Genomic DNA, 12,985 nt, shown 5'->3' with positions numbered 1-12,985 from the left:
TCAGGCGTCCTTCTGCTTGGTGCCGAAGATCTTGTCACCGGCATCGCCCAGCCCGGGGATGATGTAGCCATGCTCGTTCAGGCGCTCGTCGATCGAAGCAGTGTAGATCTGCACGTCGGGATGTGCCTTTTCCACGGCGGCAATGCCCTCGGGGGCAGCCACCAGCACCATGGCGCGGATTTCCTTGCAGCCGGCCTTCTTCAACAGGTCGATGGTGGCAACCATGGAGCTGCCGGTGGCCAGCATCGGGTCGATGATCATCGCCAGGCGCTCGTCGATTTCATCGACCAGCTTTTCCAGGTAGGTGTGCGCCTGCAACGTATCTTCGTTGCGCGCAACGCCGACGGCGCTGACCTTGGCACCCGGGATCAGGCTGAGCACGCCGTCGAGCATGCCGATGCCGGCGCGCAGGATGGGCACCACGGTGATTTTCTTGCCCGCGATTTTTTCGACCACCACCGGGCCGGCCCAGCCTGCAATTTCGTAGTTTTCCAGGGGTAGATCCTTGGTGGCCTCGTAGGTGAGCAGGGCTCCCACTTCCTGGGCGAGCTCGCGGAAGTTCTTGGTGCTGATGTCGGCACGGCGCATGAGGCCGAGCTTGTGGCGGATCAGCGGGTGGCGGATCTCACGGATAGGCATGGGGAAAGGCTCCGAACGGGCAAAAAAACGGCGGTAGATTAATCTATTGTATCGGGCTGTCCTATAGACATACTGCACGTTAGTGCATGAAAGCCTGGATTGTGCTTGATTCATGCCAGGTGTGTGCGTACCTTTGCCCGCTTTTCTTCCACCGCCCCCCTTGGAGAGCGTCATGTCCGCTGATCTCGAGCACATCCGTCAAGTCATGCGAGAGGCCGACTGCCTGTACACAGAAGCCCAGGTCGAGGCTGCCATCGCCAAGGTCGGCTCGCAGATCAACGCTGAACTGGCCGACCGCAACCCCGTGGTGTTCTGCGTGATGAACGGCGGGCTGATCTTCTCCGGCAAGCTGCTGACCCATCTGGATTTCCCGCTGGAGGCGTCGTACCTGCACGCCACCCGCTATCGCAACGAAACCCGCGGCGGCGATCTGTTCTGGAAGGCCAAGCCGGAAATCTCTTTCATCGACCGCGACGTGCTGATCATCGATGACATCCTGGACGAGGGCCACACGCTCAGCGCCATCATCGATTTCTGCAAGCACGCCGGCGCCCGCGCCGTGCACACCGCCGTGCTGATCGACAAGGACCACGACCGCAAGGCCAGTCCCGACCTCAAGGCCGACTTCGTGGGTCTGCCGTGCATCGACCGTTATATCTTCGGTTACGGCATGGACTACAAGGGCTACTGGCGCAACGCTGCGGGTATCTTCGCCGTCAAGGGGATGTAAGGCCTCCCTCCCGAAACCGACCCCGGGTTTATTGCATTCCTCCAGACCCATGGCACGCACCGCCGACGCGGCTTGCGCCGCTGCTACAGGGATTGCGTGTGCTGCCGGACGCGGCTCGCGCCGCTGCTACCGGGATTGCGGGCGCTGCCGGACGCGGCTCGCGCCGCTGCTACAGGGATTGCGGGCGCTGTCGGACGCGGCTTGCGCCGCTGCTACAGGGGTTGCGGGCGCTGCCGGACGCGGCTTGCGCCGCTGCTACAGGGGTTGCGTCGTTCTTGTAGCAGCGGCGCGAGCCGCGTCCGGCCTCGCCGCAGACCCGCCCCCCTTGCAACATGCTAAAGTCCGCGGCTCTTCCACAAGGAGCCGCCCATGCGCCTGACCGTTGCCGCCATTGCCTTGCTGACCTGTCTGCCGCTGGCCGCAGCGCCTGTGCATGGGCTCGTACATGAACAGTTCCTGCCGCCCGATGAGCAGTCCCTGCGCGAAGGCGATCCGCAGCAGCAACTGGTGCAGGTGACCAGCTACTCGGTGGTCATGGGCAATCAGCGCCTTTCCAACCAGCAGCCCATACCGGTGACCGCGCCCATGCTGTTGCGCTTGAAGGGCAAGGCATTGAGCAAGGACGCGAAACTGGCCGAAGTGCTGATCACCTTCGATGGCGAGAGCAAAAGCCTGAAGCGGCCAGCCTTCGATGCGGCCACCGGCACCTTGGCCCTGACCTATCCGCTGAGCCAGTATCGGATCCTGCTCGACCTGCTGCGAAACGACACCGTTTACGTGCAGTTCCTCAGCTACCCCAATGGGCATGTCTGGGCCGATCTGCACACCGGCAGCCTACGCGCGCGTTGAGCCCATCGCCAAGCCGAGGGTAAACTGCCTGCCCCGTGAATGACCGTGATAGCGAGTTGGAGTCGGTAATGCGTAAAGACAAGAAGCAATTGATTGGCGACGAGATCGGCGATGAGCAGATCAAGCTGTTCCTGAATTTCGAGCCGGTCGATGCCACCTCGCCGTCGCTGCACAAGCTGATCAAGGCGTACCGTGGCCTGCGCGTCGATGATTTCGCACGCTTTCTGGTGTTCTTCAAGGAAGCCGGTTACGACCTCGACGGCAAGGACGAGCACGGCAACGATTTCATCACCTTGATTCGCGACCAGCGCAACGCCCAGGAATACATCGACCTGATCCAGCGAGCCTGAAACGACCCCTGTAGCAGCGGCGCAAGCCGCGTCGGCGGCACGCGCGGTGTGTCTGTAGAAACGCGGTGAGCCCGGACGCGGCTTGCACCGCTGCTACAAGGGCGGTGCGCCCGGGCGCGGCTTGCACCGCTGCTACAAGGGCGGTGTGCACGGACGCGGCTTGCACCGCTGCTACAAGGGCGGTGCGCCCGGACGCGGCTTGCACCGCTGCTACAAGAGCGATGCAATTCCCTGTAGCAGCGGCGCGAGCCGCGTCGGCGGTACGTGCGGTGTATCAGGCGTAATGCTGCACGCCGTCCGCTTTTTCCGCGAGTTCGAGCGCCACGTCGCTGTCATGGCTGACGCGACGGTAGGTTTCGGCATCGTTCGCCAGCACCTGTTCACGGGCAGGGAAGATCTCCGCCAGCTTGGTCGCCCACGCCTGTGATTGGGTCTGCTCGGGGAAGCAGCGTTCCAGCAGGTCGAGCATGATCGACACGGTCACCGAGGCTCCTGGTGATGCACCGAGCAAGGCCGCCAGCGAACCGTCGGCGGCAGACACCAACTCGGTGCCGAATTGCAGCACGCCGCCTTTCTTCGGATCCTTCTTGATGATCTGCACGCGCTGGCCAGCCACCTCCAGGCGCCAATCCTCGGCCCGGGCCTGCGGGTAGAAGCGCCGCAGCGAATCCAGGCGCTGCTCCATGGACTGACGCACTTCGCTCATCAGGTACTTGGTCAGGTCCATGTTGTCGCGGGCCACGGCCAGCATCGGGCCGATATTCGCCGCGCGCACCGACAGCGGCAGGTCGAGGAACGAGCCGTGCTTGAGGAACTTGGTGGTAAAGCCGGCGTAAGGGCCGAACAGCAGCGACTTGTTGCCATCGACCACCCGAGTGTCCAGGTGGGGCACGGACATGGGCGGTGAGCCCACCGCCGCCTGGCTGTAGACCTTGGCCTGGTGCTGCTTGACCACCTCGGGATTGTCGCAGCGCAGCCACTGGCCGCTGACCGGGAAACCACCGAAGCCCTTGCCCTCTTCGATCCCGGACATCTGCAGCAGGGGCAAAGCAGCACCGCCTGCGCCGAGGAATACGAATTTGGCGTCGATTTCGCGGGTATTGCCGGTGTTGACGTCCTTGACGCTGACCGTCCAGCCGGTGCCCTTGCGCGCCAGGCCGGTGACCTTCTTGCAGTACTTCACCTGCGCGCCGGGTGCGCTGGCCAGATGAGCCAGCAGCTTGTTGGTCAAGGCGCCGAAGTTGACGTCGGTACCGCCCATCACACGGGTGGCACTGATGTGCTGGTCGGCGGGACGCCCCGGCATCATCAGCGGCATCCACTCGGCCATCTTTGCCTTGTCTTCGGTGTATTCCATGTCGGCGAAGGCATGGTGGGCCTTGAGCATTTCATAGCGCTTCCTGAGGAAGGCCACACCCTTGTCACCCTCGACATAGCTCAGGTGCGGGACCGGGCTTATGAACGAACGTGCCGAGCCGAAGCTGCTCTTCCTGCTCAGGTAGGCCCAGAACTGCTTCGAGACCTCGAACTGAGTGTTGATCTGTACGGCTTTCTTGATGTCGATGGAGCCATCGGCGGCCTGCGGCGTGTAGTTGAGCTCACACAGGCCGGCATGGCCGGTCCCGGCGTTGTTCCACGGATTGGAGCTCTCCGCGGCACCGGAGTCCATGAGCTCGACGACTTCCAGCTTCAATGCCGGGTCGAGTTCCTTGAGCAGTACGGCCAAGGTGGCACTCATGATGCCGGCCCCTACCAATACCACGTCGACTGCTTCGTTTTGCGCCATTTAACGCGTCTCCAAAATCTTCAGCACCCATTGACAGCATGGGACCCCGGTACGTCTGTGCAGGCCTGGGTCGCCATGTCCGAATCTTCGCAACTGCATCGCTGAAATGGCCTGTGCCGACAAGTCTGCCGGGCATTGCCCATGAACTCACGTTCGGCCCGCCAACGCCATAGGACCATGGTTGATACGTGCGTTCAGCGAACTGGAGCCATCATGCGAAGCGTTCGATCCTTCCTCGTTGGGCTGTTCGGGACGCAGATAGTGCTGGTACAGATCCAAGACTTTTCATTTGCTCGCCACACTCTTGTGAAGTTGTGAAACCCGTTTATTTCACGCTCTTTTGGAGTCGTGAACCTCAAGAAGGCTGCTTGGAGGATCGGCAGCGGCAGGGTGGCACGAGCGAATGGAAACGCCAGCGCGTGACCTGCGTGGGCGGCTCTCTGTGGGCGGTGCGGAGGCCAAGACGAGTGTGTTGGCAGTGCTGCGAGGCCCGATCAGGAGACGTCCTTATAATCGGGGGAAGATTATAGCGATGAAACGCGGCGAGTTGATCGTTATTTACAGGCTTTTGGTGACCGGCCGGTCAGGCGTGCACGGCCCGAATCCCGCCAGCCCCCGTAGCACGGGAGCTGACGCGGGCATGGGCAGGCAATGGCTGGCCCAGCCATTGTGGGCGAATATCGCCAACCTCGACCCAACCCTCGCCGACGGGCGCCTGCTGGCACTGCTTGAAGGCGCGACACAGGCCCTGCTGGTCGAGCGCGACGTAGCAACGGTAGGGCTGGCTGGCGCTGAACAGAGACTTGAGAAAACCCATGAGCGATTCTCCGTGCGATGGCGTGCGGTGGACTGTAGACGCGATACTGCCCGCCGACGGTGACAGGCTGATGACACGGACCGCACCGCACTGGCCTGCACGTGTTTCATAACTGGTCCATTGCCCGCAGGCCCCGCTATACTCGCGGCTTATCCACTGCCCGTTGCCGGAGAGATGCGCATGTTGCACCGCCTGTTGTTCGCTATGATCGCTGTGACCAGTCTGACGTTGGTCGGTTGTGCCAACAGCCCGCAACAACTCAGCCCGCAGCCGCGCCTGACCTCGCAGTTCGCCGCCGTAGGCCAGGGCCAGGCAGTGGCCGTGCGTGTGGTCGACGGTCGACCTTCGCCGACCCTGGGCACCCGTGGCGGCCTGTATCCGGAAACCAGCGCGGTCAGCGTTGCCGCCAACGACGTGCTGCCCAAGCTGCAGGCCCAGGCCGAAGCGGCCGTGCGCCTGCTCGGCTTCACGCCCACCGGCAACAACGGCAGCGCACCCACGTTGACCATCACCCTGGCCGAGCTCAAGTACCAGTCGCCCAAGGACAAGATGTACGTCACCGAGGCCAACATCGGCGCCACGTTCAAGGCCGACGTCACCAACGGTGGCCGCCACTACAGCGGCCGCTATGGCGCTTCCTTGAACCAGCGTTTCGGCATGGCGCCGAACCAGGAAACCAACACCAAGCTGGTCAGCGATGTGCTGAGCGATGCGCTGACGCGCGTGTTCAAGGACGCCACCATCGGCCAGACCCTGTCCCAGAGCAATTTCTGACAGCCTGTGCCAGCCATGAAAAAGCCCGCGATGTTCGCGGGCTTTTTCATGGGCCGGATTCGACTGCGTGCAGGCTTCAGGCCGCCTGCAGGTGGAAGTCGAGCACGCTGATGCCCGTGCCCAGGTCCAGATCGGGCCAGTCACCGTGCTGATGACCGCCTAAGGCGCAATACACCAGCCACTGTCGGTCCTGGACATTGAACGCCAAGGCGTCGATCAGGGCTTCCTGCTCGTCGCTGGCGGTAATGTGGTAGAGACGATCCTGGTTCAGGGCGTGCAGCATGACGGGCATCCGAAGCGTGTTGGGTGAGGGTGCAACACGATGCCTGTTTTGTATGAAGGGTGCATGAAGGGCGCATGACAGAACCATGACGGCCGCGTGGCACCCCATGCCCAGAGTGACCCTAGAGCGGCAGCCCTGCCTTGACGCGATACTGGTTGCGCACCGGTGTGGCGTATTGCACCACCAGGAACGGTCGTTGTTCCACCGGGCACTCGCGCAGCCGTCGCAGCCATTCGGCACGCGCCTTTTCCAGCTCGGCGGCCGGAAATACATCGGCTGCCACAGGCACCTGCAGCTCGGGGTCGGCATCCGTCCACTGCGCGTAGGCCAGGTAGTGCACCGGGAACAGGCGATAGCCGCCCAGGATCTGCCGATCGATCTCCATGGCCAGCTGCTTGGTGTCTTCGAACGACTCGGTGATGGGCGAGGCAAAGTTGATGTGCACGCGGCCCTTGTAGCCGGTAATGCCCTGGGCAATGCTGACGTCGTCTTCGCCAGGCGCCTTGTTGTAGGCGCCCTTGGTTGCACGGATGTACAGCTCGCGCGCCTTGGCCTGATCGCAGGGGTCGTATTCGTAGCTGATCGACACCGGCGTCAGGTTCAGCGCCTTGATGGTTTCGCCGAAAGGCTCGTCCTTGCGGCTCATGTGAAACATCTTGAGGATCGCCGAGTCGGTGCGGTCGTCGCCGTCCTTGGCGCGGCCTTCGGCCTGGGCAATCCAGATCGAGGCGCAGTCGTGGCGGATCGAGTGGTTGATGTAGGCCGAGAGCAGCTGGTAGGACGCCAGCTTTTCACGCCGCCCAACCAGCGAGCGATGAACGATGAAGCTTTTGTTCAGGCGCATCAGGTCGCTGACGAAAGGCTTCTGCAGCAGATTGTCGCCGATGGCAATGCGCGGCGTCGGCAGGCCTGCGTGGTACACGGCGTAGTTGACGAACGCCGGGTCCATGACGATATCGCGATGGTTGGCCAGGAACAGGTACGCACTGCCGGACTTGAACTGCTCGACACCGGTGTAGGTCACACCGTCGGTGGCGCGGTCGATGGTGTGGTCGACGTAGAATTCGACCTTGTCCTGCAGGGTGGCGACGTTGTTGACATCCTTGAACTCGCGGCGCAGGCGCCGTGCGATCAACGGCTTGAGCAACCAGCCAAAGGTCTTGGCCTGACGCGGGAAGCGGAAGTGGGTGAGGATATCCAGAAATGCCGGGTCGCTGAGCAGCCGTGCCAGAACGGCAGGTACTTCGGCGTCGTCGTACGGTCGGATGGCATCGAATTCGCCCATCATGCTCTCTTGTTGGAAACGGCTAAGGTAAAGGTACAGGCGCAAGGTTGTGGGCAAAGGGTAGGGGCCCATGTAGCCAACGGCCTGCAAACAGAGTGGCGATTATACGCACAAGTGAGCCGTGGAGGCCGCGATGCTGGAAACCCAAGATTACGATTGCCCCTATTGCGGAGAACCGGCCGAAGCGGTGCTCGACCTGTCGGGTGGCGATCAGCACTATATAGAAGACTGCCCGGTGTGCTGCCGCCCCATCGTGTTCGCGTTGCACACCGACGGCGAGCAATGGTCGCTGCACGTGCGCAGCGAGAACGAGTGATGCAGCGCATCTACGAGCCTGCAAGCCTGCTCGAAGCGCAGATGCTTTTGGGCATGCTGGAGAACGAAGGAGTGGGTGTGCATCTGGCTGGTCGGGATCTGGTTGGCGGCATGGGCGACCTGCCCGCGATGGGACTGCTGGGTTTGCTGGTGGCCGACGAGCAGGCCGATTACGCACGGCAGTTGATCGGTGAGTACAATGCCGCGCTGCCCATGTCGGGCGACGAGCCTGACAGTTTCCCCGGGGTTCTGCTGTGCTAGACCCCTCAAGAGTTTTTGCCTGATGTGTGGACGTTTTGCCTTGTTTCGCTGGTCACCCGGTTTCGCCGCACAGGAGGGCTTTCCCGAAGGCCAGCAGGCGCAGTGGAATATTTCCCCGGGTGATTCGGTGCTGATCCAGCGTCGGGATGGAGAACGCTCGACCCTGGCCAAGGCTCGTTGGGGGCTGACCCCGCCGTGGCTGACCGATCTGTCGCGAACCCCCGCCCATGCACGGGCCGAGACGGTGGCCGAGCAGCCGATGTTTCGCGAGGCCTTGCGTCTGCGGCGTTGCCTGATTCCGGCCAACGGTTTCTACGAGTGGCGGGGCAATGTGCGCAAGCGGCCTTTCTGGCTGACGCCAGGGGAGGGTTCTTCATTGTTTTTCGCGGGTATCTGGGAAGCCTATCCGGTGCAGGAGCAGGTCTGGTTGAGCACTGCAGTGGTGACTCAGCCGGCCATGAGCCAGCGCCGGCCGTTGATCCTCGATGCCGCCGGGCAGGCAGCCTGGCTGGACCCAGAAACGCCCCTGGCTGCCCTGCAGTCGCTGCTCGCCGCGCCCCAGGCCGCCCTGCGCGAGCGTCCGCTGGCCAATCTGGTCAACGACCCCAAGCTCAACGCCCCGGAGTGCCTGACCCCGGCGTGAGTCTTTGCACAGACCGCGTCGCCTGTTCGCGGCCACGGACCGCTCCTACGGGCGCGCGGGGTACAACTGTACCGACCGCGTCGCCTGTTCGCGGCCACGGACCGCTCCTACGGGCGTGCGCGGGGTACAACTGTACCGACCGCGTCGCCTGTTCGCGGCCACGGACCGTTCCTACGGGCGCGCGGGGTGCAACTGTACCGACCGCGTCGCCTGTTCGCGGCCACGAACCGCTCCTACGGGTTCGCGCGGTGCAACTGTAGGAGCGGTCATCGGCCGCGAAACAGGCACCGCGGTGCATCGGCCGGACTGCTTGCGCAGGTGTCGTGTCCGATACTCACCGTGTAGGATACCCGCCAGGTTTCCCAGGAGAGTCCCAATGGGCAAGTTCTTCATTCCGGCCACCTTGGCCGTCAGCCTTCTGCTGGCCGGTTGTCAGGCCGTCAACACCACCAGCTCCGGCGCCGTGGGTGTCGATCGCAAGCAATACATGTTCAGCATGTTGTCCACCGATGAAGTGAACAAGATGTACGCCCAGTCCTACCAGCAGACCTTGACCGAGGCCAGTGGCAAGGGCGTGCTCGACAAGACCAGCGCCGAAGCCAAGCGCGTCCAGGCGATCGCCGATCGGCTGATCGCCCAGGCGCCCAAGCTGCGCCCGGATTCGGCACAGTGGCAATGGGAAGTGAACCTGATCAAGAGCGACGAGCTCAACGCCAACTGCGGTCCCGGCGGCAAGATCATTTTCTACACCGGCCTGATCGACAAACTGAAACTCACCGACGACGAGATCGCCGCCGTGATGGGCCATGAAATCGCGCATGCCTTGCGTGAGCACGGCCGCGAGTCGATGTCCAAGGCCTACGGCATCCAGATGGCCCGCAACGGGGCAGGGGCGCTGCTGGGGCTGGGCGAAGACAGCCTGAAGCTGGCCGATACCGTGGTCAACTACAGCCTGACCTTGCCCAACAGCCGCGGCAACGAGAACGAAGCCGACCTGTTCGGGCTGGAGCTGGCGGCGCGTGCAGGGTACGACCCCAATGCCGCCATCACCCTGTGGAACAAGATGACGGCGGCAGCAGGCAGCAATTCGCCACCGGAATTCATGAGCACACACCCGGCTTCAGCCAGCCGGATATCGTCACTGCAGGCGGCCATTCCCAAAGTCATGCCGCTGTACGAGCAGGCGAAGAAATCCTGATGGATCGCGGCGCCTGATTCGCGGGCAGAGACCCGCTCCCACAGGGGACTTCCCATACAAGAATCCCCTGTAGGAGCGGTCAGCGGCCGTGAAAGCCGCGCCGCCGCTCCGAGCACCTTACACCCAGCCGCTGACCTTCATCGCCTGATACACCGCAACGAACGCCAGAATGAAAAACGCCCCCGAGGCCAGCCGGCGGATCAGCGTCAGCGGCAGCTTGTCGGCGGCAAAATTGCCCGCCAGTACCACCGGTACATTGGCAATCAACATGCCCAGCGTGGTGCCGATGATGACCATCAGCAAGTGCGGGTACTGCGCAGCCAGCATCACCGTCGCGACCTGGGTCTTGTCGCCGATCTCGGCAATGAAAAACGCGATCAGCGTGGTCATGAACGGCCCGTAGCGCCGCGCGGTGTTGGCTTCGTCGTCGTCGATCTTGTCCGGTATCAGGGTCCACAGAGCGGTCGCGGCGAAGCTTGCCGCCAGGATCCAGTGCAGGGCGGCGTCGGAGAAGAAGCCGCTGAACCAGGCGCCTACTGCACCTGCCGCCGCATGGTTGGCCAGGGTTGCGGCGACGATGCCGGCGATGATCGGCCAGGGCTTGCGAAAGCGTGCCGCAAGGATCAACGCGAGCAACTGGGTCTTGTCGCCAATTTCGGCCAAGGCCACCAGCCCGGTAGGGACAAGCAGGGATTCCAACATCAGGAGCGTTCCTATGGGGGCGGGTCGACACGGCTATGACACGAACAGCCTCCCCGCCCCGGGTAAGGTGTGCGTGTCATAGGTCTTGTCAAACCCGGGCCGTCTGTGCGGCCGCTGGGTCGCACGCGCCATGGCCTGAGGGCCAAGTATGTTGACGCGTGCCATGCGAGCTGGCGCTCGCGGGAGACTACTCCCCTAGGACGGTGCGGATTCTGCCTAGGCAATCACGATAGGGCAAGCGAAGATTTGGCTATTTGATGGCACGATAGACCTTGAAGCCGCGCCCCTCGGACAGCGTCTGGCAGCGCCCGAAAGCGCCCTCGATCAGCGGTTGATAACGCAGGAAACTATTGGCAACCAAGCGAAGTTCGCCGCCTTTTTTCAGATGTTGGCTGGATTTTTCCAGCAGATTCTCTGCGGCGTGGTAGCTGGTGTGCACCCCGGCATGGAACGGCGGATTGCTGATGATGGCATCCAGATGCAGCGGCGCGGCGTCGATACCGTCACCGGTAATGACATCGGCATCCAGCCCGTTGGCCGCCAGGGTCAGACGGCTGCTGGCGGTGGCGAAGGCATCGACATCGAGCAAGGTCAGCTGGTTGTCCGGGTAGCGCCGCTTGAGACTGGCGCCGACCACGCCGGCGCCGCAGCCGAAGTCCAGCAGATGGCCGCGAGGAAGGCCACCGATGTGATCGAGCAGCAGTTCGGTACCACGGTCCAGCCGACCATGGCTGAATACCCCCGGCAGGCTGATCACGGTCAACGGCTCACCGGCGATCTCCAGCTCATAGCGCTGCGCCAGGCTTTCCAGGTCCACGGCCGCTGGTGCCTGGTCGACAGTCACCTGCCACAGCTGGCAATGCCGTGCGCTGTCCAGCTTGCGCGGTTTGCCGAAGGCATGCAGCAACTTCGCCGCGCCCTCGATGCCGCCACGCTTCTCGCCCACCAGGTACAGCTCACGCCCCTGCAACCGAGCGGCCAGGGCATTGAGCAGGTAGCTGGTCAGGTCGCGGGACTTGGGCAGGAACAACACCGCGCCATCGAACGGCGTCTCGGGGACGTTGACGCCGAAATGGCTGCGACCCTCGAAGCGCGCGTCCAGCGCTGCCTGGTCGCCGGCATGCCAGCACCAGCCGGCGGCGTTCGGCAACTGGCCGAAGAGGTCGTCGGCAGGCAGCCCGGCCAGCAGCAGTTGCCCTTGAAACAAGTTGGCCTGACGAAGCAGCACTTCACTGCGCGGGTCCATGGGAGGGCTCCTGGCAAAAGCGCGGATTCTAGCAGACCAGGGCCGGTTTCAGACGCTGCGGATGGGCTGGCCAGCGAAGAAGGCCGTGGCATTTTCCGCCAGTTGGCCAATGATGCGCTGGCGCGCCTCGACACTGCCCCAGGCACTGTGCGGGGTAATGATCAGGCGTGGGATATCGTCGGCCAACAGGGGGTTGCCGTCTACCGGTGGCTCGACGCTGAGCACGTCGGTGGCCGCACCGCCCAGGTGGCCACGACGCAAGGCATCGGCCAGGGCCTGCTCGTCGATGATGCCGCCGCGCGCGGTGTTGACCACGAAGGCGCTGGGCTTGAGCAGCGCCAGCTCGGGTGCGCCGATCATGTGTCGGGTGTGCTCGTTGAGCGGGCAGTGCAGGGTCAGCGCGTCGATCTGCGGCAGCAGTTCATGCAGCGGCAGGCGATCTGCGCGTGCCGGGCGGCCGGGAATCTGCCCCGACAGCACGCGCATGCCGAAGGCTTCGGCCAGCCTGGCAACCGCGCCGCCCAGCTCGCCATGGCCCAGCAGGCCGAGGGTCTTGCCCTCCAGTTCGACGATGGGGAAATCCAGCAGGCAGAACTGCTTGGCTTGCTGCCATTTGCCGGCCGCGATGGCGCGCTGATAGTCGGGCAGTCGGGTCGCCAGGGCGAGCAACAGCATCAAGGTGTGCTGGGCCACCGATGGGGTGCCGTAGCCCTGACAGTTGCACACGGTGATACCCAGCTTGCGCGCGGCCGCAAGGTCGACGTTGTTGGTGCCCGTGGCCGACACCAGTACCAGCTTGAGGTCCGGGCAGGCCTGCAGGGTCGCGGCATTCAGGGCGATCTTGTTGCTGATGACCACGTTCAGGCCGCGCAGGCGCTCGGGCAGTTGCGCAGGCGTCGTGCTGGGGTAGAACTGCAGGTCTTCGAAGCAGGCCTTGAGCGCGGCAGGGTCCAGGTCACCCAGGTCCAGGGAGCTGTAGTCGAGGAAGGCGGCACGGGTAGCGGGCATGGGTGAACCTCTTGAAGGGGATGTGGATGTTCTACCATAGCTGCTGGATGAAAATCTTGTGGCCCTGGCCTGCTGACCTGAGGTAGCGTCCGGGGCTGT

General features: G+C 63.5%; 16 protein-coding genes and 1 riboswitch. Of the genes, 8 read left to right on the top strand and 8 right to left on the bottom strand.

Annotation, left to right across the window (positions count from 1 at the left end):
• Positions 1-639, bottom strand: a complete 639-nt coding sequence (gene upp / locus IFT75_RS10315; protein ID WP_122475209.1) for a uracil phosphoribosyltransferase — start codon at positions 637-639, stop codon at positions 1-3.
• Between the two features lie 172 nt (positions 640-811).
• Between upp and IFT75_RS10310 the strand changes: the two genes are divergently transcribed.
• The 3 genes from IFT75_RS10310 to IFT75_RS10300 all read left to right on the top strand — a co-directional run bounded on the left by IFT75_RS10310 (position 812) and on the right by IFT75_RS10300 (position 2,568).
• On the top strand, positions 812-1,369 hold the full coding sequence (locus IFT75_RS10310) for a hypoxanthine-guanine phosphoribosyltransferase (RefSeq protein WP_192054696.1): 558 nt from the start codon (positions 812-814) through the stop codon (positions 1,367-1,369).
• A gap of 369 nt (positions 1,370-1,738) precedes the next feature.
• Complete coding sequence (locus IFT75_RS10305) at positions 1,739-2,218, top strand: hypothetical protein (RefSeq protein ID WP_122475206.1); 480 nt, start codon at positions 1,739-1,741, stop codon at positions 2,216-2,218.
• Between the two features lie 68 nt (positions 2,219-2,286).
• Positions 2,287-2,568: a PA4642 family protein gene (locus IFT75_RS10300; RefSeq protein WP_192054694.1), complete on the top strand. Its 282-nt coding sequence runs from the start codon at positions 2,287-2,289 to the stop codon at positions 2,566-2,568.
• 274 nt (positions 2,569-2,842) lie between these two features.
• Here the strand turns inward: IFT75_RS10300 and mqo are convergent, their stop codons facing one another.
• Positions 2,843-4,354: a malate dehydrogenase (quinone) gene (mqo, locus tag IFT75_RS10295; RefSeq protein WP_192054692.1), complete on the bottom strand. Its 1,512-nt coding sequence runs from the start codon at positions 4,352-4,354 to the stop codon at positions 2,843-2,845.
• Between the two features lie 583 nt (positions 4,355-4,937).
• Positions 4,938-5,171, bottom strand: coding sequence for a hypothetical protein (locus IFT75_RS10290; protein WP_122475201.1), 234 nt, complete (start codon positions 5,169-5,171; stop codon positions 4,938-4,940).
• A gap of 180 nt (positions 5,172-5,351) precedes the next feature.
• On the opposite strand from IFT75_RS10290, the gene IFT75_RS10285 reads away from it, so the two are divergent.
• The gene (locus tag IFT75_RS10285; RefSeq protein WP_122475200.1) at positions 5,352-5,945 is read left to right on the top strand and encodes a YajG family lipoprotein; all 594 of its coding nucleotides are present in this window, start codon (positions 5,352-5,354) and stop codon (positions 5,943-5,945) included.
• A 76-nt stretch (positions 5,946-6,021) separates the two neighbouring features.
• Here IFT75_RS10285 and IFT75_RS10280 read toward each other — a convergent pair whose 3' ends face one another.
• Both IFT75_RS10280 and IFT75_RS10275 read right to left on the bottom strand, forming a co-directional pair.
• Positions 6,022-6,228 (bottom strand): hypothetical protein, encoded by a 207-nt coding sequence (locus tag IFT75_RS10280; protein WP_192054690.1) that lies wholly within the window; start codon positions 6,226-6,228, stop codon positions 6,022-6,024.
• Between the two features lie 121 nt (positions 6,229-6,349).
• Positions 6,350-7,516 carry a 1-acyl-sn-glycerol-3-phosphate acyltransferase gene (locus IFT75_RS10275; protein WP_192054688.1) on the bottom strand — a complete coding sequence of 389 codons (1,167 nt, stop codon included), beginning with the start codon at positions 7,514-7,516 and terminating at the stop codon, positions 6,350-6,352.
• Between the two features lie 130 nt (positions 7,517-7,646).
• On the opposite strand from IFT75_RS10275, the gene IFT75_RS10270 reads away from it, so the two are divergent.
• The 4 genes from IFT75_RS10270 to IFT75_RS10255 all read left to right on the top strand — a co-directional run bounded on the left by IFT75_RS10270 (position 7,647) and on the right by IFT75_RS10255 (position 9,930).
• Positions 7,647-7,829: a CPXCG motif-containing cysteine-rich protein gene (locus IFT75_RS10270; protein WP_122475196.1), complete on the top strand. Its 183-nt coding sequence runs from the start codon at positions 7,647-7,649 to the stop codon at positions 7,827-7,829.
• Complete coding sequence (locus IFT75_RS10265; RefSeq protein WP_122475195.1) at positions 7,829-8,089, top strand: putative signal transducing protein; 261 nt, start codon at positions 7,829-7,831, stop codon at positions 8,087-8,089. Before IFT75_RS10270 ends, IFT75_RS10265 begins: the two co-directional genes overlap by 1 nt.
• 22 nt (positions 8,090-8,111) lie before the next feature.
• A complete protein-coding gene (locus tag IFT75_RS10260) occupies positions 8,112-8,732 on the top strand; it encodes an SOS response-associated peptidase (protein WP_192054686.1) in 621 nt (206 codons plus the stop codon).
• A 376-nt stretch (positions 8,733-9,108) separates the two neighbouring features.
• The gene (locus IFT75_RS10255) at positions 9,109-9,930 is read left to right on the top strand and encodes a M48 family metallopeptidase (protein ID WP_185795020.1); all 822 of its coding nucleotides are present in this window, start codon (positions 9,109-9,111) and stop codon (positions 9,928-9,930) included.
• Positions 9,931-10,047: 117 nt separating this feature from the next.
• On the opposite strand, the gene IFT75_RS10250 is transcribed toward IFT75_RS10255, so the two are convergent.
• The 3 genes from IFT75_RS10250 to IFT75_RS10240 form a co-directional block, all read right to left on the bottom strand.
• Positions 10,048-10,632, bottom strand: a complete 585-nt coding sequence (locus tag IFT75_RS10250; RefSeq protein WP_122475190.1) for a TMEM165/GDT1 family protein — start codon at positions 10,630-10,632, stop codon at positions 10,048-10,050.
• 90 nt (positions 10,633-10,722) lie between these two features.
• A riboswitch (yybP-ykoY riboswitch) is annotated at positions 10,723-10,840 on the bottom strand.
• A 42-nt stretch (positions 10,841-10,882) separates the two neighbouring features.
• The gene (locus IFT75_RS10245; RefSeq protein ID WP_185795021.1) at positions 10,883-11,878 is read right to left on the bottom strand and encodes a class I SAM-dependent methyltransferase; all 996 of its coding nucleotides are present in this window, start codon (positions 11,876-11,878) and stop codon (positions 10,883-10,885) included.
• Between the two features lie 48 nt (positions 11,879-11,926).
• Positions 11,927-12,886, bottom strand: a complete 960-nt coding sequence (locus IFT75_RS10240; RefSeq protein WP_185795022.1) for a 2-hydroxyacid dehydrogenase — start codon at positions 12,884-12,886, stop codon at positions 11,927-11,929.
• Between the last annotated feature and the right edge of the window lie 99 nt (positions 12,887-12,985).

Origin of the sequence: Pseudomonas sp. CFBP 8758, from assembly GCF_014841725.1 — a bacterium.
GTDB classification, from domain to species: Bacteria; Pseudomonadota; Gammaproteobacteria; order Pseudomonadales; family Pseudomonadaceae; genus Aquipseudomonas; species Aquipseudomonas baltica.
Note: the sequence above shows the minus strand (reverse complement) of the source record. Positions and strands in the feature narration are given on the sequence as shown.